Raw genomic sequence first — 23,487 nt, 5'->3', positions numbered from 1 at the left:
CGTCAGTACGGCCAGTCGGCGGGCGGGTCCGCGACGACCTCGATCACCTCACACGGGCCGGTGCCATTCGGCAGGGGGTGGATGATGTCCCTGGAGTCCCGTGAGCCGACGAAGTAGACGCGGTCGTACCCGCCCTGGCAGTAGATGTCGTCGCGCTCTCCGTCGTTGAGGACGTAGTAGGTGTCGTCGCCCTCCTCGGAGTACGACTTGTCCCGACCGGGCCCGAGGTAGATCACGTCGTTGTCCTCGTCGCCCGTGATCTGGTCGTCGCCCGCCCCGTCCACGAGCAGGTCGGCGCCGGGTCCACCATCGAGCTCGTCATTGCCAGCACCGCCGTCGACGTAGTCGTCACCGGTGGCACCAGAGACGTGGTCGTTGCCGTCCTCGCCGTAGACGCGGTCGTCACCTGCGCCGCCCAGCAGCCCGCCGACTCCGTCAACGGATCCGGGGTTGACGACGCGCAGGTTGTCGTCACCGGTGCCGCCGTAGACGATGTCGACGCCGCCACCACCTCGGATCGTGTCGCGGCCGTCCTCCCCGTAGAGAGTGTCGTCGCCCGCCATTCCCTCGAGCCGGTCATCGTCGGCCCCACCCCACAGGGTGTCGTTGTCGCCGCCGCCGCGAAGCAGGTCGAGGCCGACACCACCGAAGAGCCGGTCGATGCCCGGGCCACCCAGGAGCTGGTCGTCACCGGCGTCGCCGTACACGGTGTCGTTCCCGCTGCTGGCGGTGACGACGTCGTTGCCGCCATTTCCGTGGACCAGGTCATCTCCAGTGAAGCTGTAGATGCGGTCCGCGCCGATGCCGCCGAGCACCCGGTCCCCGGCAGCGCCGGAGTAGACCGTGTCCGCGCCGCCGCGCCCGTTGACGAAGTCGCCACCACCCACGCTCGTGATGCGGTCGTCCGAGGTGGTACCGACGAGGTGGTCCTTGCGCGGGGTGCCGTCGATCACGGCAGCGTGTGCAGGTGCGAGCGTGAAGACCACGCTGCAGGCAAGGAGCGCTGACGTCATGCCTAGGAGCTTTCTCACCGAGAGATCACCAGTTCCTTGGTCCGTGTTTCACGAGTGTCCGCGACCAACGTATGTCGATATCGCCGCAGAGTGTCACTTGTCCGTGCCGTCGACCCTTGGTCGAGGCGTGACCCCGGACGACACGTGACACCTCTGACGTCCGTGGGCCGACCCCCAGCACACGCAGCACATCGGCCGCGTCACCTCAGAGTTGAGCGGTTGGGGGTGACCCCTCACGACGAGGCCACCGGGCGCTGATCTGCCGTCGAGGCACCAGGAATGGCTGCCCGGGCTGCCGGCTCCCAGCCATCTCTGGTGTCTCGACGGTCGACGGGCCGACACCCGGCGCGCCGACGAGGACTCAGAGCCCCTGCCACCCCGGCTTCGAGGACCACACCTCGCGGTAGTAGTGGGCCCGGGCGAGCCGGGACGCGGCGGCCGGGTCGAGCAGCACCGAGGCGCGCGGGTGCAGCTGCAGCACCGACGCCGGGCAGGAGGCGGTGAGCGGGCCCTCGACGGCCGCGGCGACCGCCTCGGCCTTGCCGGCGCCGGAGGCGACCATCAGCAGGTGCCGGGCACGCAGGATCGTGCCGAGCCCCTGGGTGAGCACGTGCCGCGGCACCTCCTCGACGGAGGCGAAGAAGCGCGCGTTGTCCTCGCGGGTCTGCGCGGTCAGCGTCTTGATCCGGGTCAGGGACGCGAGCGACGAGCCCGGCTCGTTGAACGCGAGGTGGCCGTCCGCGCCGATGCCGAGCACCTGCAGGTCGACGCCACCGGCGGCCCGGATCGCCTCCTCGTAGCGCGCCCCCGCGCCGGCCAGCCCGTCGGGCGACGGGTCGGGGCTGGCGACCCGGTCGCGCGGGATGCCGAGGGCGTCGGTGAGCTCGCGGAAGATCGTCTCCCGGTAGGTCTGCGGGTGGCCGGCCGGCAGGCCGACGTACTCGTCGAGCAGGAACGCGCGGACGCCGGCGTACGACGGGCCGGTGCCGTCCCGGTGCCGCCGGACCAGCTCCTGGTACGCCGGCAGCGGGCTCGACCCGGTCGCCAGACCGAGCACGGCGTCGGGGTGGGCACGCACGAGCGCCTCGATCGCGTCGGCGGCGACCGCCCCCACCTCCTCGGGGGTCGCGAGCGGGACGACCTCCATCAGTCCACCTCCAGGCGCAGGTCGTCGTTGAGCCGGATCCGCTCCTCGCGCGGCGGCAGGCCCAGCAGCGTCAACGGTGTGGTGGTCGCCGTGGCCACCGCCTCCTCCAGGGTGCACCCGGTCTGGGCAACGAGCACCCGCAGGCAGTCGAGGAGCGACGCGGCGGAGCCGGCGAGCGTGCCGCCGGCGAGCCGCACGGTGCCGTCGGCGACGACGACGTCCTGGTCGCCGAGGCGCGCGGGTCCGTCCGGCAGCCCGAGCCCGGCGGTGGTGTCCGAGACCGACAGGAAGTGGTCCGGGCCCAGCGCGCGCCAGGCGGTCCGGACGAACAGCGGGTCGAGGTGGTGGCCGTCCACGATCAGACCGGCAACGACGTCCCCGCCGAACGCGGCCCCGATCGGCCCCGGCTCGCGGGGCTGCAGCGGCGGCATCGCGTTGCCGAGGTGGGTCAGGTAGCGGGCCCCGGCCTCGAGCGCCGCGGTCACCTCGGCGGCGCGAGCGGCGGTGTGGCCGACCGAGACGACGATCCCACGGCCGGTCAGCCGCTCGACCACCTCGAGCGCGCCCGGCAGCTCGGGGGCGATCGTCACGATCGCGACGCCGGCCTCCCGCGACCAGCCGTCGACGAGCTCGAGCGACGGCGGCCGCAGCCAGCGCTCGGGGTGGGCGCCCTTGCGGGTCGGCGCGATCATCGGTCCCTCGAAGTGCAGCCCGAGCGGCTCGGCGCCCGCCCAGCCCGCGGGCGGGCCGGCGGCCAGCGTGGCGAGCGCCTGGTCGCGGGCCGCGGGGTCGGAGGTGATCACGGTCGGGACGAAAGCGACGACGCCGTACGCCGGCAGGGCGGCGGCCACCTCCCAGAGCCGGTGCGGCTCGGCGGTGAGGTCGATGCCGGCGGCGCCGTTGACCTGGGCGTCGACGAGACCGGAGACGACGGTGCCCATCACGACCTCCCGAGCAGGGCCGCACCGACGGCGGCCACCGGGTAGTCGGCGGGCACCACCCGGAGCCGGCCCGCGAGGTCGAGGGAGCCGAGGAACGGCGAGGTCCGGGCCTGCGCGCGCAGCGCGTCGGCGACGGCTGCCCGGAGCGGCTCGCCCAGCTGGGCGACTCCGCCGCCGAGCACGACCGAGCGTGGGTCGACGGTGAGGCTCAGCACCCGGATCGCGCTCGCGACCCCGGAGGCGAACCGGTCCCGGGCCGCGATCGCGGCCGGGTCGCCGGCGTCGGCGGCGGCGAACAGCGCCTGGGCGGCGGGTACGTCGGGCGACGGCCAGGCCGTGGCGATCGCCGAACCGGAGGCGATGGTCTCCAGGCAGCCGCGCTGGCCGCACTGGCACAGCGCCCCCGCCGGGTCCACGGGCACGTGCCCGATCTCGCCGGCGGCCCCGTGGTCGCCGCGCCGCAGCCGCCCCTCGAGCACGAGGCCGGCGGCCAGGCCGGTGCCGATGCTCAGGTAGACCAGGTCGTCCTCGCCGCTCATCGCGACCGCGCCGAGGGTCGCGGCGTTGACGTCGTTCTCGACCACCACCGGCACGCCGAGGCGCGCGCCCAGGAGGTCGCGCAGCGGCAGCCACTCGCCGTTGACGCCCAGGTTGACCGCGTGCTTGACCGCGCCGCGCTCGACGTCGACGAGGCCGGGGATGCCCACCCCGACGGTGCCGGTGAGACCCGCGTCGGTGGCGGCCCGCAGCGCCTCGACGACCTGCGCCGCCGTCCGCACCACGCCCTCGGCACCGGGCTCGGTCGCCTCGCGCACCTCGGCGAGGATCGTGCCATCGTCGTCGACCACCAGACCGAGGGTCTTGGTCGCGCCGATGTCCAGCCCGACGTTCACCGGTCCCACCCCGCCTTCCTCAGCAGCTCGGTCACCGCGGCGACTCCCGGACGGGAGCTCCCACGCGTGCAGATCCGGGGCGTGTCCCCGGCGTACGGGCCCGGCCAGCCCCACTCCACCACGACGGCGGCGCCGGCGGCGACCTCGGGGTGCCGGTGGGCATCGCGGACCTGCAGGACCACCGGCCGATCGCCCCTCACCGGCTCCCCCGGGTGGACGAACCGATCCGGGTCCAGTCCCCAGGGCACCTCGCCCACCGCGATGTTCGCCGTGGTTGCGACGCTGACGACCTCGGCGCCGCGCAGGTCGGGCAGCGCGCCGTCGACGGTGACCGCGCGACGCGCACCCTCGAGCTGGCGGGCCGCGTCGACGGGCACGACGGCGCCGTCCCGGCGCGGCAGCCGCGCGATCCGGCCTACCGCCTCGACCAGCCGTTCCTCGGCGAGCCGCCCGGAGCGGACGGCGTCGACGATCGCGGTCTGGACCTCCCGCACCAGCGCGACGTCCTTGTCGGCGCCGAGGCACAGCAGGTCGGCGCCCGCGGCCAGGGACAGCACGGCCGCCTCCGGGATCCCGCGGCCGGCGGAGGCGCCGGCCATGTCGAGGGCGTCGGTGACCAGGACCCCGTCGTACCCCAGCCCCTCGCGCAGCAGCGCGAGCACCGGCCGGCTCAGCGTCGCGGGCAGCAGCGGGTCGATGGCCGGCACCACGATGTGCGAGGTCATCACCGACGCGACGCCCGCGTCGACGGCCGCGGCGAACGGCACCAGCTCGCGGGCCCGCAGGGTCGCGAGGTCGACGTCGACGGTGGGCAGTGCCAGGTGGCTGTCCTGGGCGGTGTCGCCGTGGCCGGGGAAGTGCTTGGCGCAGGCGGCGACGCCCGCGCTCTGCAGCCCGGCGACCCAGGCGGCCACGTGGGCGGCGACGGCTCCGGCGTCGGCGCCGAAGCTGCGGGTGCCGATCACGGGGTTGTCGGGGTCGGAGTTCACGTCGGCGACCGGGCCGAGGTCGAGGTCGATGCCGGCGGCCGCGAGCTCCGCGCCGATCGCCGCCCCGGTGTCGCGGGTGAGGTCGAGGTCGTCCGCGGCGCCGAGCGCGGCCGGGCCGAGCACCGGGCTGCGCTCGCCGGCGTGCAGCCGGGTGACGTCCCCGCCCTCCTCGTCGACGGCCACGACGGCGTACGGCGCGGCCGCGTGGATCGCGGCCGTCAGCTCGGCCAGCGCTCCGGGCCCGGCGGCGGTGTTGCTGCCGAACAGGCAGACCCCGCCGAGGCCCTCGGCCAGCAGCCCGGCGACCTCGGGCGCCAGCGTGGTGCCCGGGAAGGCGGGGAGCAGCACGCCCAGGGCCAGCCGCTCCACTGGGGGGACGCTCATCCCTTCACCGCCCCGGACGTGAGGCCCGCGACCATCCGGCCCTGGACCACCAGGAAGAACACGACCACGGGGATCGCGATCAGCGTCGAACCGGCCATGATTCCGCCCCAGTCGGTGCCGCGGTTGACGTCGGTGAACGTGCTCAGCCACACGGGCAGCGTCTTCTTGTCGCCTTGCGACATCACGACGACGGCGAGGGTGAACTCGTTCCAGGCCTGGATGAACCCGAACACGCCGGTGGCGACGAGGCCCGGCGCGAGCAGCGGGAACGTGACTCGGAAGAACGCCTGCACCCGGGAGCAGCCATCGATCATCGCGGCCTCCTCCAGCTCGAACGGCACGCCGGCGACGAAGCCGCGCAGCGTCCAGATCGTGAAGGGCAGCACCGAGGCGACGTACACCAGGCTCAGGCCCAGCACGGAGTTGAGCAGGTTCATCCCCTCGAGCATCTTGTACTGGGAGATGAACAGCCCCTCGACCGGGATCATCTGGATCACCAGGAGCGCGACGATGAACGACTTGCGGCCCCGGAACTTGAACCGCGAGACCGCGACGGCGGCGAGGAACGCGAAGGACAGCGCGACCGCGATCGTCAGCAGCGTGACCATCAGGCTCATCCTCAGCGAGTCGAGGAACTGGCCGCCGTCGAAGACCGTGCGGTAGTTGTCGAACGTGCCACCGAACGGCACCCAGGTCGGGTCGGGGTTGCGGATCTTGTTGCGCGGCAGCAGCGAGCTGTTGACCATCCAGTAGACCGGGAACACGCACATCAGGAACGCCACGATCCCGACGGAGTTGGCGGCGATCCGCAGCGGACGGCGGGTGGGGCGCGACATCAGTCCTCCTCCTGGCGGAGCATCGCCCAGACGTACGGCGCGGTCAGCACCACGGTCAGCACGAGCATGAAGATCGCCACCGCGGCGGCCATCCCGAAGTCGCCGCCACCGATGCCGAGGCGGTAGATGTAGGTGCCGAGCAGGTTGGTGTCGCGGGTGCTGCCGCCGGCCTGCTGGAGGACGTAGATCTGGGTGAACACCCGCAGGTCCCAGATCACCTGGAGCAGGCCGACGACGAGCAGCACCGGGCGGATGCTCGGGAGGACCACCGCGCGCAGCCGCTGCGCGGGCCCGGCGCCGTCGATCTCGGCGGCCTCGATCATGTCCTCGGAGACCTGGGTCAGCGCGGCGTACACCGTGAAGGCCACGAACGGCACGCTCATCCACACCACGATCACCGTGGCGACGAAGAAGAAGGAGAGCGGGTCGAGCAACCAGGAGTGGCCCGCGTAGTCGACCCCGCCCGTGGTGAGCAGCCAGTTGATCACGCCGTACTGGGTGTCGAAGAGCCACTGCCAGACGGTCAGGGTCGCCACGACCGGCATCGCCCAGGCGAGCAGCAGGCCGGTCTGCAGCAGGATCCGCACGGACTTGGACATGTGTCGCATCAGCAGCGCGAGGCCGACACCGATGACGAGCGTGACGAGCGCGTTGACCAGGCAGAACAGCAGGGAGCGCAGCGCGACCCGCCACAGGTAGGGGTCGGTCAGCAGCTCGCGGAAGTTGGCCAGGCCGACCCACTCCGGCGGGGTGCCGAACTGCTGAGCGAGGCCGAACTTCTGGAACGCGAGCACCACCTCGCGCGCCAGCGGGTAGCCGAGCGCCACGAGGAGCGCGGCGAGCGCGGGCACGAGCAGGCCGTACGGCAGCGGGCTGCGGTGCGGACGCGGCGGGCGGACGGTGGTGCTCATGCGCCTCCTCCTTCCTCTCTCGGTGGTCGAACGGCTCTCGGTGGTCGAGCCTGTCGAGACCACCCTGGCAGTGGCAGGCCACGGCCGGGGCGGCGACGCAGAGCGCCGCCCCGGCCGGGGTCGTGTGACGTGCGGTCCCTACAGGTCGAGCACGGGTCGAGCGGGTGCGTCAGCCGTTGAGCTGCGGGTTCATCTGCTCGTCGGCCTTGGCCGCCAGCTCGGCCACGTCGCCGCCCTGGGCGATCGCGCTGAACAGGTCCTCGAGGACCCGGGAGCCCTCGACCGTGGCCCAGCCGGGAGCGGCCGGGGTCAGCTTGGCGTTGGACGCGGCCGCGATCGTCGCCTGGGCGAAGGCGTCGTCACCGAGCAGGGAGGTGAGCGAGTTCTTGGCCGGGGTGAGGCCGTTCTGCGCCATGATCGTCTGGTAGTCGTCGCTGAGCATCAGCGCGACGGCCTTCTGGGCGAGCTCCTGGTTGGGCGACTTCGCGGCGACCGCGATGTCGGACCCGCCGAGCAGCACCGGGGCGGGCTGGCCGTCGGTGCCGGGCAGCGCGAACACGCCGACCTTCTTCGCCAGGTCGGGGCAGCCGGTCTTCGGGTCGTTGAGCAGGCCCATGACCCAGCCGGGAGCCGACATCATGCCGACCTCACCGGCGCAGAACGGCGTCTGCGGGTCGGCCTCGTTGCCGTCCTTGGCGGCACCCGAGGCCTCCGTGAACAGCTTCTGCGCGGTCTCGAGACCGGCGACCGACTCCGGCGACTCCAGGGCGCCGGTCCACTCGCCGCCGTCCTCGGTCGCGAGGTCGCCGCCGGCGTCCCACACGAACGCGACGCCGTTGCGCCAGTCCTGGCCGGGGAACCAGAAGCCGGAGAAGTTCGCCGGCTTGGGGTTGGCCTGCTTGAGCGCGATCGCGGTGTCGACGAACTCCGACATCGTGGTCGGCACGGAGAGGCCGGCCTTCTCGAGCAGGTCGGTGCGGTAGAAGACGTACTTCGAGCCCGCGTAGTAGGGCACCGCGTAGGTCTTGCCGTCGACGGTCGCGCCGTCGACGAAGCCGGGCAGCAGGTCGTCGCCGCCGAGGGTCGCGAGCTGGTCGGTGAGGTCGGCGAAGGCGCCCGCCGAGGTGAACGTCGGGGCCTGGGTGTTGCCGATCTCGACCACGTCGGGGGTCTCGGACTCACTGGAGAGCGCGGTGGTCAGCTTCTCCACCAGGCCGTCCCACTGCTGCTCCTCGATCGTCAGCGTCGAACCGGGGTTCTCGTCCTCGAAGGTGCTCTTGAGCCAGTCCCGCGCCTCCTGCGGGGTGTCCGCGCCGTTGAGCCAGACCCGGATGTCCGCGGTCTTCGGGCTGTCGCCCTCGCTCTTGGTGCTGCTGTCGTCGCTGTCGCTGCCACACGCGCCCAGGGCGGTGAGGGCCAACGTGGCCAGGGCTGCGCCGGCCAGTGTCTTCTTGATGCGCACCGCAGTGTTCCTCTCTTGCGATTTCCCCGACCGGCTACCGGGCGGAGTTACTGGCCCAGGTGCGGCGCAGTGCCGGGTCCTGGGTGCCGGCGGGCCCGGTTGGCCCGTCGTACGAGATCGAGGCCGTGCTCATGACACGCCCAGCTGTCCCGAGAGGACGAGGACGGCGGCGCCGACCAGCACCACGTCGTCCCCGAGGGTCGAGGTGCGGACCGCGAGGCCCGCCGAGCTCACCGGCATGGTCCGCTCGCGGATCACCCGGTCGGCCGCCTCGCGGAGCGGGCCGTCGAGCAGCTCGGTGGGGCCGCTGAGCACGAGCTCGTGGATGTTGAGGGTGCCGACGACCGGTGCCAGCGTGGCGCCGAGCCGCTCGCCGACCTCGGTGAGCACAGCGTCGCGGTCGATCCCGGGCTCGGCGAGGCGGCGGCGCAGCCGCGGGGCGGCGAGGATCGTCTCCAGGCAGCCGCGGCGGCCGCAGGCGCAGACCTCGCCGTCGGGGTCGACCGTGACGTGCCCGATCTCGCCGGCGGCGGCGAGGTGGCCGTGGAGCAGTGCCCCCTCGAGCACCAGCCCGGCGCCGACACCGATGCCGACCCGGAGCACCATCAGGCCGCCGTCACCGGTCTGGCCGAAGGTGTGCTCGCCGAGGACGGCGGTGTTGGCGTCGTTCGCGACGAAGACCGGCAGCCCGAGTGCCTCGGCCAGGCTCGCCGCCAGCGGCGTGTCGGTCCACGCCAGGTTGGGCGCGTCGACGACGGTGCCGCCGGCGTCGACCACGCCCGGGCTGCCGACGCCGACCCCGAGGACCGGGCGGTCGGTCATCGCGATCAGCTCCGAGGCGAGCCGGTGGACGAGCTCGACCGCGTCGGCGCCCCGGGCGCCGCCGATCTCGAGCTCGTGGCGGGCCTGCACCTGACCGAGCAGGTTGACGACCGCGCCGCTCATCCGGTCGTCGGCGGACAGGTCGAGGGCCACGATGTGGGTGGAGTCGGGGGCCAGCCCGACCAGCGTCGGCGGCTTGCCGACCCGCGCGCCGGCGGGGGCGCCGAGCTCCTCGACGAGACCCTCGCCGACCAGCTCGCCGACCAGGTCGGAGACCGTGACCCGGGTCAGCCCGGTGGTCCGCGCCAGGTCCGCGCGGCTGGCCGGACCCTCCCGGAACAGCTGCTGGATCAGCAGCGAGCGGTGGTGCCTCCGGGCGTCCTCCTGGAGGAGCTTGCCGCGGGGCCGGAGCGGCCTCCCGACCGGGGACATCGTCGTCACGTTTGTTAGTTCAGCGCACTTACATATTCCCTGTCAAGGGGTTCGCCGAATCTCGATGGCATCTCCAGAGCCTCCGCTGCGGTAGTCCCAGACGATCGGGCCCTGATCTCGGCCTGGAGGGGCCCGTTCGTCAGGGACTACCGCTCAGGGTCATCAGGTCCGGCGGGGCACCACGCGGCCGGAGCCGGCGAGCGCGGCCAGGAGCGCCAGGCCCGCACACGTCGCGAGGATCGCGGCGAGCGGCACCACGGGCACGGTCATCGCCACGTCCGGTACGTCGCGGGTGGTCGCGTGCCGCACCAGCCAGCCGACGAACCCCGTGATCGCCGACCCGACCAGCAGCGCGGCCGCGCCGACCAGGCCGGCCTCCCACAGCGCCATCCGCCGCAGCTGCGCATCGGTGGCCCCGAGCAGCGTGATCGTGCGGAACTGGCGGCGCCGCTGGGAGACCCCCATCAGCACGGCGTTGACGATCGCGATGCCGGCGTACAGCCCGGAGGGCCCGAGCAGCACCCACAGCCCGATCTCGTTGGCCGCCCGGGTCTGCGCGTGTCCCGACTCGACGGTCAGGGGGAGAGGGCGGGCTCGTCGGGCGGGGCGAGGGTGAGGATCAGGTCCTCGATGAGGGGGTTGCGCTCCAGGTCGGCCTCGAGGTCGCGGAGACGTACGGCGAGGTGGCCCTCGCGGTCGTCGCCGGTGAGGTCGACCGCGGCGACCACGAACAGCCGCTGCGGGCCGACGTACTCCACGTGCAGGTAGGTGATCCGGTCGATCTGCGGGTGGGCCAGCAGCTCGGCGATCACCCGCGACCGCAGCTCGGGGCTGACCCCCTCCCCCAGCAGGTAGTCCATGTTGCGCCGCATCAGGAACACCGCGACGAACGCCAGCAGCACCCCGATCCCGATCGACCCGAGCGCGTCGAACTCGGCGTGCCCGGTGACCTGGTGGAGCGCGATGCCGCTGGCGGCCAGCAGGATGCCGATGAGCGCGGAGAAGTCCTCGAAGAACACCGCCCGCAGCGTCGGGTTCGACGTGCGCGACACATAGCTCAGGGGGTGCATCCCGGAGCGCCGTGACGCCCCGTGGACCTGCCGGCTCGCCTGGACGAACGACACGCCCTCGAGCGCGAAGCCGATCCCGAGCACGATGTAGTTGACGGTGTAGCTCGGCGCGCCGGTCTCCTCGGCGGTGAGCTCGGCGATGCCGTGCCACACGGAGACGACCGCGCCCGCGGAGAACAGGCCGAACGCCGCGACGAGCGACCAGATGTACGTCGCCCGGCCGTAGCCGCGGGGGTGCTCGTCGTCGCGCGGCCGGTTGCCCTTGCGCTCGGCCACCAGCAGGAACACCTCGTTGCCGGTGTCGGCCCAGGAGTGCGCGGCCTCTGCGACCATCGACGCCGAGCCGGTGACGACGGCGGCGAACGACTTCGCCGTCGCAAGCAGGCCGTTGGCGACGAGCGCGACCACGACGGTCAGGAGCGACTCGCTCTGCTGGGGCTCGGTCTGGCGGTCGGCGTCGGTGGTGGCCATGGGTGTCCCGTACCCCCGACACGTACGGTCGAGCCATGCGCCGACAGCTTCTCCTGCTCGTCCTGGGAGCCGCCCTGCTCGCGGGGTGCTCGGACGGCGCCGACGAGCCGGTCGCCGCTCCCGCGCGGACGACGGGCAGCCCGGCGGCGCCGACGCAGTACGACCGGTACGTCGCGCTCGGCGACTCCTACACCGCCGCACCGCTGGTGCCGCCGACCGACGTGAGCACGGTCTGCCTGCGCTCGGGGGTGAACTACCCGGCGCTGGTGGCCGCGGCGATGCCCGGCACCGAGCTGACCGACGTCAGCTGCAGCGGCGCCCAGACCGCGAACGTCACCACGGCGCAGACCGGGCAGCGCGGCAGCACGGTGCCCCCGCAGATCCGGGCCGTCCGCCGCGGCACCGACCTCGTCACCATCGGGCTGGGCGGCAACGACGAGCACCTGTTCGCCGGGGTCCTCGGGCAGTGCATGGAGCTGGGCCGCACCGACCCCACGGGCGCGCCGTGCCGTGCCGCCTTCGCCGACCGCGACCTGCAGCAGACCTTCGAGCGCATCCACGGCAACATCGCCGGCGTGGTCCGCGCCGTGCAGGAGCAGGCGCCCGACGCGCGGGTGCTCGTCGTGGGCTACCCGCACATCGTCCCCGCCTCCGGCACCTGCGACCTGCTGCCGCTCGCGGCCGGCGACTACGCGTTCGCCGAGTCCGTCACGCAGGGCCTCAACGACGCGGTGCGGGCCGGCGCGACCGACGCCGGGGCGGAGTACGTCGACCTGTGGGGCATCAGCGCCGGCCACGACATCTGCGCCGACGACCCGTGGATCAACGGCCGGGTCACCTCGGCCCGGACGGCGCTGGCCTACCACCCGCTGGCGGTGGAGCAGCGGGCGGTCGCCAAGGCGGTGCTAGAGCGGCTCCGCTGACCGGTGCACGGGCCGGCCCGCGACCACGGTCAGGGCCGAGCCCATCGACCGGAGCGCGGTCCCGAGCGCGGAGGTGTCGGCGTGGTCGAGCTCGCGCAGCAGCGGATCGCGGTCGAGCAGCACCAGGTCGCCGGGCGAGCCCGGCGCGACCGTCGGCTGGCCGTCGACCGAGGCGGCCAGCGCCTCCCGGACGGTGAGGGACTGCTCGGGGTGCCAGGGTGCGCGGTCGTCGGCGCTGCGGTGCACCGCCGCGGCCATCGCCAACCACGGGTCGAGCGGTGAGACGGGCGCGTCCGAGCCGAGGGCGAGCGCCACGCCGTCCTCGAGCATCCAGCGGAACGCGAAGCAGCGCTCCGACCGCTCGCCCCAGATCCTCTCGGTGAGGTCGCGATCGTCGAGCAGGTGCGCGGGCTGCACGCTGGCGCGGATGCCGAGCGTGGCCATCCGGCGCACGTCCTCGCGGCGGGCCATCTGCGCGTGCTCGACCGTGCCGCGGGCACCGGTGTCGGCGTACGCCGCCAGCGCCTCGCCCACCGCCGCATCGCCGATCGCGTGCGTGGCGACCTCCAGCCCGGCGGCGTGCGCACGGGCGAGCAGCTCGCGCAGCTCGGCGCCGTCCAGGTTGGGCTGGCCGGCGGGATACTCCAGCCGGTGGGCGTCGCCGTACGGCTCGCAGCACCAGGCGGTCCGGGTGTTCAGCGACCCGTCGCTGATGATCTTCAGCGGCCCCATCGTGGCGCGGGCGTCGCACCCGGGCAGCATGTCGCCGGTGCGCAGCCCCGCGGCGATCACGTCGTCGAGGGTGTCGGCGTACGTCGCCCACCGGACCCGCAGCCGGTCGCAGCCCTGCGCCCAGCGCTCGGCCCACTCCTCGCGACCGCCGCCGAACTCGAAGTCGACCAGGCCGACCACGCCCTGCGCGGCCGCGGCGTCGAGGGTGCGGCGGTAGGCCTCCGGCGAGGTCCCGTCGGTGCCGACCAGCGTCACCAGCCGCGGATAGGCCGCGAACCACTCGGTCTCGCGGACCACCGAGTCGCGCACCGGCATCGCGAGGTGCATCAGCGCGGTGGTGTTCAGCCAGGCGTGGTGCGCGTCCCCGCTGATCAGCACCACCGGGGTGTCCCCCGACACCGCGTCGAGCTCGGACACGGTGACGTCGCGGTCCCACCCGGCGGAGCGGTGGCCCCAGCCGATCACCGGCTGGTCGGGGTACGCCGCGATCCGCTCCGCGACCGCCCGGGTCGCGTCCTCGGGCGAGCGGGCGCCCGCGAGGTCGAGCCGCTGCGAGGCGAGCGTCCACTGACCCAGGTGCACGTGCTGGTCCCAGAGCCCGGGGACCAGCCAGCGCCCGCCGGCGTCGATCACCTCGGCGCCGTCCGGGCGGTCGGCACCTGGCCGCACCTCGGTGACCACCCCGTGCTCGACGGCCACGTCGACCGGCGCGTCCGGCACCGCGTCCGTCACCCCGACCGGGACCAGCCGCGCGTTGCGGATCAGCAGGTTGCTCACCGGCGGAAGGCTAACGGGGTTGACCCGCCCGAAAGTTTCGGGCGGGTCAACGGGTGGTCTCCGGCGGATCGATCGCGGCGAGCACGGTGGCGGCGAGCCGGACCATGCCGATCCCGGTCGGGTGGAACGGGTAGGGGTCCTCCAGGCCCTGCAGGTCGCGACCGACCTCGGGGTCACCGGGCTGGCAGAGGGTCGCGAGGTGCGGGGTGGCGACGGTGAAGCCGTAGGCGCGCGCCCCGGCGGCCAGCACGTCGTTGAACTGCGCGTTGCGGTCGGCGAGCAGGGCCAGGCTGTCGGCGTCCAGCCCGGGTCGCCCCTCGACCTGTGTGTCGGCACAGTCCGCGTCCAGCGCGAACACGTCGTACGACGTGACCACGACGACCTGTGGCTTGCCGGGCAGCGCGGCCAGCGCCGCCAGCAGGTCCCCGTAGTCGCGGTCGAACTTCGCGAGCCGGTAGTCGAACTGCGCCTCGGCGAACCGGTCGTCGCACTCGGCGAAGCCGTAGCAGTACCGCAGGAAGTCCGACCAGGCCAGGTCGTTGGGCCCGATCATCACCACCACGAACCGCAGGTCGCGCATGCCCAGCAGCCGCGCGACCTGGGGCGGCACCGTGCGGCCGTCGCGGTACTGGGAGTGGAGCAGCCCCCGGTCGACGGTGGCCGACGGGCAGGCCAGATTCCGCACCCGGTCCTGCGGCAGGAGCAGGTCGAGCTGGGCGGCGAGAGAGTCCGAGGACCGGTCGCACGCGACGTCGTCCGGCCCCGGGTCGGCGACCAGGGGCCCACCGAGCCGAGAGGCACGCGAGTCGCCGATGACGGCTCCGGTGTAGCCCTCGACGGGCGGTCCGGCACGAGCGAGGGTCACCGGCGCCGCGCCCACCAGGTCCCGCAGCGACCGGACCCCCTCCATTCCCGAACCGGCGTCGCGGGTCGCGAGCGCCCCGACCCCGAGCCACGCGACGAGCGTGCCGACGAGCGTGACGAGCACCGCCACCCGGAGCCGCCGGGAGTGCCGGTGCCACACCTCCCCGACGGTCAGGTGGGCGTGGCTCCGGCTGGCCCTGGCCAGCACCGCCCAGATCCGGACGCTGATCACGAGCGTCACCAGCCCGACGGTCATCGCGACGAGCAGGACGGTGGCCCAGATGTACCAGTCACGGAACGCGTCCGTCACCGACCGGACCGCCCGGTCACGGGCCGCCGGCCCCTCGCGGGGATCGAGCAGCTGCTCGGCGGCGCGGGTGCGCACCAGCGGTCCGAGCTCGAGCTGGGGCCGCAGCGGGCCGCGCACCTGCACCTGCTGCAGGTCGACCGTGGTGTCGCCGATCTGCTTGAGCCGGGCCGGTCCGCGGGAGCCGTCGGCGATCGCGGCCGGCCAGGTCCACGGCCAGCCGCCGAAGGCCTCGCCGAGGTCACCGAGCCAGCCGCCGGAGGGCGTGACGGCGCCGACCTCGACGTACTGGCCGGCGACGACGGTCTCCTGAGCCGGGGTGAGCGCGATCGTCGCGGGGATGACCAGCCCGATCCCTGCCGCGAGCAGGAGGAGGGTGGGGCCGACCAGGCGCACGAGCCGGTTCACCGGATCGAGGCTACCGGCCCCGCTCGGATGCTCAGACCGGGTCGGGACTGACAGCCTCGACGGCGACCGGCACCGGGTCGTCGGCCCCGCCCATCGGCTGGGGGCGCAGGAACAGCCCGCCGATCACCGCCGCGGCCAGGGCGAAGAGCGCGCCGGCCCCGAACGCCACCTGGAGGCCGCCGTTGAGCGCGACCAGCTCGCCCGCGCCGTCGGCGGCGAGCGCGTCGGTGCGCCAGGTGGAGAGGCTGACCAGCACCGCCAGCCCGAGTGCGCCGCCCATCATGAACGAGGTGTTGACGGCCCCGGACGCCAGACCGGACTCGTGCGGCTCGACATCGCCCATCGCCGCGAGCAGCACCGGGTTGAATGCGATGCCGGCGCCCGCACCGAGCAGCAGCATCGAGGGCAGCACGTCGGTCACGAAGATGCCGTCCACCGGAGCCCGGGAGAACAGGCCGAGACTGGCCGCGGCGAGCGCGAGCCCGACCATCAGCGGCCGCCGGATCCCGAACCGCATCACGAGCTTGTCCGAGACCCGCAGCGAGCAGTACGCCATCACCACGCTGGTCGGCACGAACGCGAGGCCGACCTCGAGCGCGCTGTAGCCCAGCACCCGCTGGAGGTAGAGCGCGGCGAGGAAGAACCATGCGAACATCGCGGCCGCCCACAGCGCGCCGACCACCTGCGAGACCGTGACGTTGCGCAGCCGGAACAGCCGCAGCGGGACGAGCGGGCTGGCCGCGCTGGCCTCGCGGACGACGAACGCGGCGAGCAGCACCGCGCTGGTGCCGAGCAGCCCGAGGGTGCGGCCGGAGGTCCAGCCGGCGTCGTTGCCGCCGACGATGCCGTAGACGCTCAGCATCAGCGAGCAGGTCACCAGCACCGCACCGGGGACGTCGAGCCGGGCGGCGCCGTCCACCGTCTCGTCGGCCGGCAGCACCCGGCGTGCGGCGATCCAGACGCCGACGCCGATCGGCACGTTCACCAAGAAGATCCAGTGCCACGAGAACAGCCCGGTCAGCACGCCGCCGAGCAGCACGCCGACCGCGCCGCCGCCGGACATCACGAAGCCGAAGAAGCCCATCGCCTTGGCCCGCTCGGCCGGGTCGGAGAACAGTCCCATGATCAGCGACAGCGCGACCGCCGAGACCGCGGCGCCGCCGAGGCCCTGGACCGCCCGGCCCGCGACCAGCAGGCCCGAGGAGGGCGCGAGACCGCAGGCGACCGACGCGACGGTGAACGACACGACGCCGCCCAGGAAGACCCGCCTGCTGCCGACCAGGTCGCCGAGGCGCCCGGAGAGCAGCAGGCACCCGCCGAACGTCAGCAGGTATGCGTTGACCACCCACGCCAACGCGTCCTGGGAGAAGCCCAGGTCGGTCTGGATGGACGGCAGCGCGACGTTGACGATGCTGGTATCCAGCACGATCATCAGGTCGCCCAAGCACAGCACGTACAACGCGAGCCAGCGGCTCTTGAGGTCGGTCATCGAGGTCTCCTGGGGTGGACGGTGCGTTCACCATCTCCACGAACGGGGCGCTATGAGATCGACAGACCGGCCTCGTTGTCCCGAATCATCGGTGACCCGTCCGAAAGCGACGGGGTGCTACGAGATCGACAGACCCGGTGAGACGACCCTTCTCATCGGTGGTTTCGAGGCTCCCTTCGAGGCTCGCTCCGCTCGCGCCTCAGGACGAGCGCTCGCTCGCACCTCAACCACCGTGGTCAGACGTGGCGGCGCGACTGCACCACCCGGAACCGCGGCGCGACGTAGGCGCCGTCGGTGTAGGAGGAGTTCGCGGCCGGGTTGGCGCCGGTGCCGTGGAAGTCCGAGTACGCCGCGGACTGGTTGACGAACACCCCGCCCAGGAGGTTCTCCGAGAGCGCCACGCCCGCGTCGAGCGCGGCCTCGCGCACCTGGCCGACGACCCCCTCGGAGGTCGAGTAGACCGCGGCGGTCATCGCGCCGTGGCGCTGCACGGTGTCGCGGAACAGCGCGACCGACTCATCCGTGCCCGCGGTCTCGATCAGGTAGGCGACCGGCCCGAAGCACTCCGCCTCGTAGACGCCCGCGTCCGCGGCGGTGAGCCGGACCAGCGCGGGCGTGCGCACCGTGGCCTCGGCGTACGACGGGTGCGTGACCGTCCGCGAAGCGACCAGCACCTCGCCGCGCCGGTGGGCGGCGTCCAGCCGCTCGAGCACGTCGTCGTTGACGATCCCGCCGAGCAGCTCGACCGCGCGGGCGTCGTCGCCGAGCAGCCGGTCGAGGGCGGCGCCGATCCCGGCGCCGACCTCGGCGGGCGTCCGCACGCCGTCCTCGGTGGCGATCCCGGCCGCCGGCACGTAGACGTTCTGCGGTGCGGTGCACATCTGCCCGGAGTACAGCGAGAACGAGAACGCGAGGTTCTGGCACATCGCGGCGAAGTCGGAGGTCGAGTCGAGCACCACGGTGTTGACGCCGGCCTTCTCGGTGAACACCACCGCCTGCCGTGCGTTGGCCTCGAGCCAGTCGCCGAAGGCGTTGCCGCCGGTGAAGTCGACCAGGCGCACCTCCGGCCGGACCGCGAGCGTCGCGGCCAGGTGGTCGTCGGGGTCCTCGGCCGCGAGCGTGACCAGGTCGGGGTCGAAGCCCGCGGCCACGAGCACCTCACGACACACCTGGACGGTGATCGCCAGCGGCAGCACGGCCGCGGGGTGCGGTTTGACCACCACGGCGTTGCCGGTGACCAGCGACGCGAACAGCCCCGGCCAGGAGTTCCAGGTCGGGAAGGTGTTGCACCCGATCACCAGCGCCACGCCACGCGGCACCACGGTGAACGTCTTCTCCATCCGGAGCGGCTCGCCGCGGCCCGGCTTCTCCCAGAGCGCGGTCGCCGGCGTGCGGGACATCTCGGTCCACGCATAGGCGATCGCCTCCACGGCCCGGTCGAGGGCGTGCGCTCCCCCGGCCTGGAAGGCCATCACGAACGCCTGCCCGCTCGTGTGCTGCACCGCTCCGGCCAGCTCGAAGATGCGCGTATGCAGTTGGGAGAGGATCTCCAGGCACACCCCCGTTCGTCCGTCCGGGCCCGCGTCCCGCCACGCCCTCATGCCAGCACGCGCCGCCGACATCAGCGCGTCGATGTCCACAGCCCGCGGGTAGGCCACCTCGAGGTCGAAGCCGTACGGCGATCGCTCGGTCGCCACGGTGCCCTCGGCGCCCGGCGTGTCGAGCGGGAACGCGCCGCCCAGCCAGGCCTCGAACGCCGCCTTGCCCTCGGCCGCAGCGGACTCGCCGTACACGCGCGGTGACGGGGACTCGTCGAACGCGGAGTAGTACTCCCGGCTCGCGCACGCCGCCACGGCGGCCTCCAGCCGGTCGCGGTGCCGGTCGAACAGGGACTCCGCGGGGGACGCGGCGGTGGTCTCGGTCATGACGCTCTCCCGGGCAGGTCTGTGACAGAACTCGCACACTCTGACACAGATCTGTCACAACACCGAGGGACGACTACCCTCGTGGCCCATGAGGGTGCGTTGGATCGGGCTGACGCTTGCCCTCGCGCTGATCGGGGCCGCCTGCGGCTACGGCTTCGGCACCCTCGACCGCCACGAGCCCGCCATGATCGAGCGCGCCGAGCCAGTGCCCGCCGAGTCGCCCTCGATCCCGGTCGACCCGCCACCGACGTTCGCGGTCGACATCGCCTACCCCGCGCTGCCGACCAGGCTGCCGTACCGGACCCACCGGCTCGGCGACCCGCCGTTCTTCCTCTGGAGGTACGCCGCTCCCCTGGGCTGGGTGCGCTCGACGACCGACCAGCCCCAGGAGTACCGCTGGCGGCCGCCGGACGAGCCCACCGAGGGCGGCTTCAGCCTGCGGGTCAAGATCGTGACGCAGCGGCTGACGCCGGAGCAGATGGTCGAGCAGAAGGTCGCGGCGATGGAGTCGACCTACGAGGACGTCGAGATCGTGGACCGGGACGAGGACGAGGTCTACTTCACCTACCGCGACGGCCTCGACCACCAGCGGCACAACATGTTCCGGTGGTTCACCGCCCCCGGGCAGACGGCCGCCAGCTTCGAGATGAGCGTGTCCGGGCGAGCCGTCGACGTCCCCGGCCTGAAGTCCCTGCTCGAGCACGTCGCGGTGAGCGTGACCAAGCTGCCGGTGACGCCCGCGAGGTAGGTTCGGCAGCGTGATCGAACTCCGTCAGGGCACCGAGATCGAGCTGGCTGCCGCGGACGGCACGCCCCTGACCCGGCTGCGGATGGGCGTCGGCTGGGACAAGGAGCGCACCGCGGGCTTCATCGGCACCGGTGCCCCCGACGTGGACCTCGACGCCTCGGCCGTGCAGTTCGCCGACGGCCAGCTCTTCGACCTCGCGTTCTACAACAACCTCGCGACCCGCGACGGCTCGGTCACCCACCTCGGCGACAACTTGACCGGCAGCGGCGAGGGCGACGACGAGGCGATCACCGTCGACCTGGGGAAGGTCTACGGCAAGGTCGACCAGATCGTGTTCCTGGTCAGCAGCTACCAGGGCCACACACTGGAGTGGATCAACCGCGCCTACTGCCGCCTGGTCGGCGAGGGCGACGACGGGACCGAGGTCGAGATCGCCCGCTACACCCTGACCGCGGGCGTCCCCGAGACCGGCCTCGCGCTGGCCAAGATCTTCCGCGCCGGCGCCGGCTGGCGGATGCGCGCGATCGGCGAGGGCATCAAGGTCACGGTCCCCACGAAGTCCGTCGACGCGCTGCGCCGGTTCCTCTAGGACCCGACCGCGCCGGGCGTCAGTAGCCGTGTGCCTGGACGTCGTCCAGGACGGCGTTGGCGGTGGCCCGGTCGGCGCTGCGCACCTGCACCCACAGCAGCCGGTTGGCGGCGACCTGGACCACCCGCTCCACGGTGACGCCACCGGGACAGCCGGTGTAGACGACCGTGCGGGTGGCGTTCTCGTCGATGGTGTCATCCACGGCGTCCTGGGCAGTGCGGCACTCGGGATGCTGGGGCACCTGGTCCGGCAGCTCGTCGCCCGGCATGATCCCAAGGAAGACCCCCTGCGCGGTGGTGCCCACGTCGGTCCACTCCGGCGAGGTGCCGACCGAGAGCGCGGGGAACTCCCCACCGCCGTCCGGTGCCTTCCAGCCGCGCGGTGAGCGGGCCCGGTCCCAGTCGCCCGGGACGCTGACCGACAGGGTGCCGGTCCGGTCGGTGACCGTCACCTCGGCGTCGCCGCGCTGCTCGACGGCGTACCCGACACCCGCACCGGCGAGCAGGGCCGCGACGGCCGCGAGGACGCCGAGCACCCGGCGCCCGGTGCGGCGCGGCAGCACCGGGTCGGGCAGCGGATCGGCCGGGAGCAGCGGGCTGGGCCGGGCCCCGGGCTGGGTCAGCTCCGGGTCGAGGGGCAGCCACGGTGCCGAGTGGTCGACCGCGGCGGCCGGCCCCAGCGCGGCGGTGAGCGCCTCGACGTACGACGCCACGTCGGGCCAACGGTCCGCGCGGTCGACCGCGAGCCCGCGGCGCACGACCGCCTCGACCGCCTTGGGGAACACCCGCTCCGGCGACGACAGCGGAGCCGGCGCACCGGGAGCGGCCGCGGCCGCCAGCGACGCGTGGGCGTACGGCGCGCGCCCGCTGAGCATCAGGTAGGTCAGCGCCGCCAGGGAGTACTGGTCGGCCCGCCCGTCCAGCGGCTCGCCCTGGGCCTGCTCGGGCGCGACGAACGACGGGGTGCCCGCGATCATCGTCAGCCGCGAGGACATGTCCAGCGCCTTGCCGAGGCCCAGGTCGGCGACCATCGCGCGCACCTCGCTGCGGCCGCCCTCCTCGACGGTGCGGAACAGCACGTTGGCCGGTTTCACGTCGCGGTGCAGCACCCCGCGCACGTGCAGCGCCTGCAGGCCGGTCCCGACCTGGCGCACCACCTCGAGCGCCTGGCCGGGGGTGAGCCCGACGATCTCGAGCCGGTCGGCGAGCGTGCCCTGGTCGGCGTACGACATCACCAGGTAGGGCCGGCCGTCGTCGAGCTCGCCGGCGTCGTAGACGCTGACGACGTACGGCGACTCCACCTTGCGCAGGAACCGCCCCTCCTCGAGGAACCGCTGCCGCACGGCCTGGTCCTCGGTCCAGTTCTCGGCGAGCACCTTGACCGCCACGGGTGAGTCGAGCTGCTCGTCGTAGGCGAGCCACACGGTGGCGAAGCCACCCGATCCGATGCGCCGGCGCACGGCGTACCGACCGAGACGGGAGGGCATGGGCACGGGGCCATCATGCCCGAGCCGACCCGCACCCTGCCGGGGTCGGACCCTGAGACCGCTCGGGGTCGGCTCAGGGGCGGAGGGCCCCCCTTCCCCGATGCCGCGACCGACCCTCAAACGCGAGGGTTGACCCATGATCACGGTCGACTCACTCACCAAGACGTACGGCGGCTTCACGGCCGTCGACGACGTCAGCTTCACCGCCCGCTCCGGGCGGGTCACCGGCTTCCTGGGCCCGAACGGCGCCGGGAAGTCCACCACGATGCGGATCATGGTCGGGCTCACCCCCGCCACGTCCGGCACCGCGCACGTCGGCGGCCGCCGGTACGCCGACCTGCCCAACCCGGGCCTCGAGGTCGGCGTCCTGCTGGACGCCTCCGCCCAGCACGCGGGCCGCACCGGCCGGGAGATCCTCACCGTCGCCCAGCGCACGATGGGGCTACCGCGCCGACGGGTCGACGAGATGCTCGAGCTGGTCAGCCTCACCCCCGAGGAGGCCGGCCGCCGGGTCCGCAACTACTCCCTCGGCATGCGCCAGCGCCTGGGCATCGCCACCGCCCTCCTCGGCGATCCCGAGGCCCTGATCCTCGACGAGCCGGCCAACGGCCTCGACCCCGCCGGCATCCGGTGGATGCGCGACCTGCTGCGCGGCTACGCCGACCAGGGCGGCACCGTGCTGCTCTCCTCGCACCTGCTCCACGAGATCGAGGTGATCGCCGACGACCTCGTCGTGATCGGCCAGGGCCGGATCGTCGCCCAGGGCACCAAGGCCGAGCTGCTCGCCTCCGCCGGCACGCTCGTGCGCACCCCCGACGTACGACGGCTGGCGCACGCGCTGGTCGACGCGAACATCGACTTCACCGACAGCGCCGCGAGCGGCACCCACGACGCCCTGCGCGTCGACGCCGAGGCGGAGCTCGTCGGCCAGGTGGCGCTGCGAGCCGGCGTGCCGCTCACCGAGCTGCGCGCCGCCGACGGCGCCGGCCTCGAGGAGATGTTCCTCGACCTCACCGCGGACACCCAGCGCGACGACACCTCAGAAGGAGCAGCAGCATGACCACCCTGACCCTCGAGCACGAGCACGAGGCCGTGCGGACCGAGCGCGCGGTCCCGGCGCCGATCCCGTTCTCGCGGATCGTCTCCGTCGAGCTCCGCAAGTCTTTCGACACCCGCTCGGGCTTCTGGCTGCTGGCCAGCATCGCGATCACGTCGGTGCTCGCCACAGGCGCCGTGATCCTGTGGGCACCACAGGACGAGCTCACCTACGCGACCTTCGGGGCGGCGATCGGCTTCCCGATGGCGGTGATCCTGCCGATGATCGCGATCCTCTCGGTGACCTCCGAGTGGAGCCAGCGCAGCGGGCTGACCTCGTTCACCCTGGTCCCCCACCGCGGTCGGGTGATCAGCGCCAAGGCGACGGTGGCGATCTCGACCGCGGTCGTCTCCATGGTCCTCGCCTTCGCCATCGGGGCGGTGGGCAACCTGGTGGGCACGACGATCGCGGGCACCGACCTGGTCTGGGACATGGGTCTGGACGACTTCCTCTACATCGTGGGCGCCAACACCCTGGGCATGCTGATGGGCTTCATGCTGGGCGTCCTGATCCGCAACTCGGCCGGCGCGATCGTCGCGTACTTCGTGTACTCCCTGGTCCTGTCCTCGCTGTCCGAGGTGCTCGCCGCCAGCCAGTCCTGGTGGTCGGACCTGCGCCCCTGGGCGGACTTCAACTACACCCAGAACCTCCTGTTCGAGGGCGGCTTCACCGGTGAGCAGTGGGCCAACCTGGCCGTCTCCGGCGCGCTGTGGCTGGTCGCCCCGCTCGCGGTCGGCCTGGCGCTGCTGCTCCGGTCCGAGGTCAAGTAACG

At 73.2% G+C, this 23,487-nt stretch carries 21 protein-coding genes; 5 read left to right on the top strand and 16 right to left on the bottom strand.

Annotated elements, in window-relative coordinates; translation table 11 throughout:
• Positions 1-2 precede the first annotated feature (2 nt).
• The 11 genes from QQZ14_RS13605 to QQZ14_RS13555 all read right to left on the bottom strand — a co-directional run bounded on the left by QQZ14_RS13605 (position 3) and on the right by QQZ14_RS13555 (position 11,371).
• Positions 3-1,013, bottom strand: a complete 1,011-nt coding sequence (locus QQZ14_RS13605; protein ID WP_284534869.1) for a calcium-binding protein — start codon at positions 1,011-1,013, stop codon at positions 3-5.
• 361 nt (positions 1,014-1,374) lie between these two features.
• Entirely contained in the window at positions 1,375-2,160 is a 786-nt protein-coding gene (locus tag QQZ14_RS13600; protein ID WP_284534867.1) for a glucosamine-6-phosphate deaminase, read from the bottom strand.
• On the bottom strand, positions 2,160-3,101 hold the full coding sequence (locus QQZ14_RS13595; protein ID WP_284534866.1) for an N-acetylglucosamine-6-phosphate deacetylase: 942 nt from the start codon (positions 3,099-3,101) through the stop codon (positions 2,160-2,162). The genes QQZ14_RS13600 and QQZ14_RS13595 overlap by 1 nt, the downstream gene beginning before the upstream one ends.
• On the bottom strand, positions 3,101-4,003 hold the full coding sequence (locus tag QQZ14_RS13590) for an ROK family protein (protein WP_284534865.1): 903 nt from the start codon (positions 4,001-4,003) through the stop codon (positions 3,101-3,103). Before QQZ14_RS13590 ends, QQZ14_RS13595 begins: the two co-directional genes overlap by 1 nt.
• Positions 3,991-5,367 carry a glycoside hydrolase family 3 N-terminal domain-containing protein gene (locus QQZ14_RS13585; protein ID WP_284534864.1) on the bottom strand — a complete coding sequence of 459 codons (1,377 nt, stop codon included), beginning with the start codon at positions 5,365-5,367 and terminating at the stop codon, positions 3,991-3,993. The genes QQZ14_RS13590 and QQZ14_RS13585 overlap by 13 nt, the downstream gene beginning before the upstream one ends.
• Positions 5,364-6,203, bottom strand: a complete 840-nt coding sequence (locus QQZ14_RS13580; protein ID WP_284534863.1) for a carbohydrate ABC transporter permease — start codon at positions 6,201-6,203, stop codon at positions 5,364-5,366. Before QQZ14_RS13580 ends, QQZ14_RS13585 begins: the two co-directional genes overlap by 4 nt.
• A complete protein-coding gene (locus QQZ14_RS13575) occupies positions 6,203-7,114 on the bottom strand; it encodes a carbohydrate ABC transporter permease (RefSeq protein WP_284534862.1) in 912 nt (303 codons plus the stop codon). Before QQZ14_RS13575 ends, QQZ14_RS13580 begins: the two co-directional genes overlap by 1 nt.
• A 169-nt stretch (positions 7,115-7,283) precedes the next feature.
• Positions 7,284-8,576, bottom strand: coding sequence for an extracellular solute-binding protein (locus QQZ14_RS13570; protein ID WP_284534861.1), 1,293 nt, complete (start codon positions 8,574-8,576; stop codon positions 7,284-7,286).
• A 129-nt stretch (positions 8,577-8,705) separates the two neighbouring features.
• Positions 8,706-9,830 carry an ROK family transcriptional regulator gene (locus QQZ14_RS13565; protein WP_284535143.1) on the bottom strand — a complete coding sequence of 375 codons (1,125 nt, stop codon included), beginning with the start codon at positions 9,828-9,830 and terminating at the stop codon, positions 8,706-8,708.
• A 162-nt stretch (positions 9,831-9,992) separates the two neighbouring features.
• Positions 9,993-10,352 (bottom strand): FtsX-like permease family protein, encoded by a 360-nt coding sequence (locus QQZ14_RS13560; protein WP_284534859.1) that lies wholly within the window; start codon positions 10,350-10,352, stop codon positions 9,993-9,995.
• A gap of 53 nt (positions 10,353-10,405) precedes the next feature.
• Positions 10,406-11,371 (bottom strand): cation diffusion facilitator family transporter, encoded by a 966-nt coding sequence (locus QQZ14_RS13555; protein ID WP_284534858.1) that lies wholly within the window; start codon positions 11,369-11,371, stop codon positions 10,406-10,408.
• Positions 11,372-11,406: 35 nt separating this feature from the next.
• On the opposite strand from QQZ14_RS13555, the gene QQZ14_RS13550 reads away from it, so the two are divergent.
• Positions 11,407-12,294, top strand: coding sequence for an SGNH/GDSL hydrolase family protein (locus QQZ14_RS13550; RefSeq protein ID WP_284534857.1), 888 nt, complete (start codon positions 11,407-11,409; stop codon positions 12,292-12,294).
• Here QQZ14_RS13550 and QQZ14_RS13545 read toward each other — a convergent pair.
• The 4 genes from QQZ14_RS13545 to paaN form a co-directional block, all read right to left on the bottom strand.
• Positions 12,277-13,803, bottom strand: coding sequence for an amidohydrolase (locus tag QQZ14_RS13545; protein WP_284534856.1), 1,527 nt, complete (start codon positions 13,801-13,803; stop codon positions 12,277-12,279). The two genes, QQZ14_RS13550 and QQZ14_RS13545, sit on opposite strands and share 18 nt — an antisense overlap.
• 46 nt (positions 13,804-13,849) lie before the next feature.
• Positions 13,850-15,382 carry a GDSL-type esterase/lipase family protein gene (locus tag QQZ14_RS13540; RefSeq protein ID WP_284534854.1) on the bottom strand — a complete coding sequence of 511 codons (1,533 nt, stop codon included), beginning with the start codon at positions 15,380-15,382 and terminating at the stop codon, positions 13,850-13,852.
• 31 nt (positions 15,383-15,413) lie between these two features.
• Positions 15,414-16,871: a DHA2 family efflux MFS transporter permease subunit gene (locus QQZ14_RS13535; protein ID WP_284534853.1), complete on the bottom strand. Its 1,458-nt coding sequence runs from the start codon at positions 16,869-16,871 to the stop codon at positions 15,414-15,416.
• Between the two features lie 236 nt (positions 16,872-17,107).
• Complete coding sequence (gene paaN / locus QQZ14_RS13530; RefSeq protein ID WP_284534850.1) at positions 17,108-18,796, bottom strand: phenylacetic acid degradation protein PaaN; 1,689 nt, start codon at positions 18,794-18,796, stop codon at positions 17,108-17,110.
• Between the two features lie 88 nt (positions 18,797-18,884).
• On the opposite strand from paaN, the gene QQZ14_RS13525 reads away from it, so the two are divergent.
• Together QQZ14_RS13525 and QQZ14_RS13520 are read left to right on the top strand one after the other, a co-directional pair.
• Positions 18,885-19,544, top strand: a complete 660-nt coding sequence (locus tag QQZ14_RS13525; RefSeq protein WP_284534849.1) for a hypothetical protein — start codon at positions 18,885-18,887, stop codon at positions 19,542-19,544.
• 10 nt (positions 19,545-19,554) lie between these two features.
• A complete protein-coding gene (locus tag QQZ14_RS13520) occupies positions 19,555-20,133 on the top strand; it encodes a TerD family protein (RefSeq protein ID WP_284534848.1) in 579 nt (192 codons plus the stop codon).
• 19 nt (positions 20,134-20,152) lie between these two features.
• On the opposite strand, the gene QQZ14_RS13515 is transcribed toward QQZ14_RS13520, so the two are convergent.
• Positions 20,153-21,619 carry a serine/threonine-protein kinase gene (locus tag QQZ14_RS13515; protein WP_284535142.1) on the bottom strand — a complete coding sequence of 489 codons (1,467 nt, stop codon included), beginning with the start codon at positions 21,617-21,619 and terminating at the stop codon, positions 20,153-20,155.
• A 136-nt stretch (positions 21,620-21,755) separates the two neighbouring features.
• On the opposite strand from QQZ14_RS13515, the gene QQZ14_RS13510 reads away from it, so the two are divergent.
• Complete coding sequence (locus QQZ14_RS13510; protein ID WP_284534847.1) at positions 21,756-22,679, top strand: ABC transporter ATP-binding protein; 924 nt, start codon at positions 21,756-21,758, stop codon at positions 22,677-22,679.
• Positions 22,676-23,485 carry an ABC transporter permease gene (locus tag QQZ14_RS13505; RefSeq protein ID WP_284534846.1) on the top strand — a complete coding sequence of 270 codons (810 nt, stop codon included), beginning with the start codon at positions 22,676-22,678 and terminating at the stop codon, positions 23,483-23,485. Before QQZ14_RS13510 ends, QQZ14_RS13505 begins: the two co-directional genes overlap by 4 nt.
• The last annotated feature ends 2 nt before the right edge of the window (positions 23,486-23,487 follow it).

This window comes from Nocardioides sp. T2.26MG-1, from assembly GCF_950101795.1.
Classification (GTDB): Bacteria; Actinomycetota; Actinomycetes; order Propionibacteriales; family Nocardioidaceae; genus Nocardioides.
This window is presented reverse-complemented; position numbering and strand designations above follow the sequence as displayed.

Excerpts from the sequence above, each read along its gene's own strand:
- QQZ14_RS13605 (WP_284534869.1), bottom strand. The coding sequence starts at position 1,013 with ATGACGTCAGCGCTCCTTGCCTGCAGCGTGGTCTTCACGCTCGCACCT.
- QQZ14_RS13600 (WP_284534867.1), bottom strand. The coding sequence starts at position 2,160 with ATGGAGGTCGTCCCGCTCGCGACCCCCGAGGAGGTGGGGGCGGTCGCC.
- QQZ14_RS13595 (WP_284534866.1), bottom strand. The coding sequence starts at position 3,101 with ATGGGCACCGTCGTCTCCGGTCTCGTCGACGCCCAGGTCAACGGCGCC.
- QQZ14_RS13585 (WP_284534864.1), bottom strand. The coding sequence starts at position 5,367 with ATGAGCGTCCCCCCAGTGGAGCGGCTGGCCCTGGGCGTGCTGCTCCCC.
- QQZ14_RS13580 (WP_284534863.1), bottom strand. The coding sequence starts at position 6,203 with ATGTCGCGCCCCACCCGCCGTCCGCTGCGGATCGCCGCCAACTCCGTC.
- QQZ14_RS13575 (WP_284534862.1), bottom strand. The coding sequence starts at position 7,114 with ATGAGCACCACCGTCCGCCCGCCGCGTCCGCACCGCAGCCCGCTGCCG.
- QQZ14_RS13565 (WP_284535143.1), bottom strand. The coding sequence starts at position 9,830 with ATGTCCCCGGTCGGGAGGCCGCTCCGGCCCCGCGGCAAGCTCCTCCAG.
- QQZ14_RS13555 (WP_284534858.1), bottom strand. The coding sequence starts at position 11,371 with ATGGCCACCACCGACGCCGACCGCCAGACCGAGCCCCAGCAGAGCGAG.
- QQZ14_RS13550 (WP_284534857.1), top strand. The coding sequence starts at position 11,407 with ATGCGCCGACAGCTTCTCCTGCTCGTCCTGGGAGCCGCCCTGCTCGCG.
- QQZ14_RS13535 (WP_284534853.1), bottom strand. The coding sequence starts at position 16,871 with ATGACCGACCTCAAGAGCCGCTGGCTCGCGTTGTACGTGCTGTGCTTG.
- paaN (WP_284534850.1), bottom strand. The coding sequence starts at position 18,796 with ATGACCGAGACCACCGCCGCGTCCCCCGCGGAGTCCCTGTTCGACCGG.
- QQZ14_RS13525 (WP_284534849.1), top strand. The coding sequence starts at position 18,885 with ATGAGGGTGCGTTGGATCGGGCTGACGCTTGCCCTCGCGCTGATCGGG.
- QQZ14_RS13515 (WP_284535142.1), bottom strand. The coding sequence starts at position 21,619 with ATGCCCTCCCGTCTCGGTCGGTACGCCGTGCGCCGGCGCATCGGATCG.
- QQZ14_RS13510 (WP_284534847.1), top strand. The coding sequence starts at position 21,756 with ATGATCACGGTCGACTCACTCACCAAGACGTACGGCGGCTTCACGGCC.
- QQZ14_RS13505 (WP_284534846.1), top strand. The coding sequence starts at position 22,676 with ATGACCACCCTGACCCTCGAGCACGAGCACGAGGCCGTGCGGACCGAG.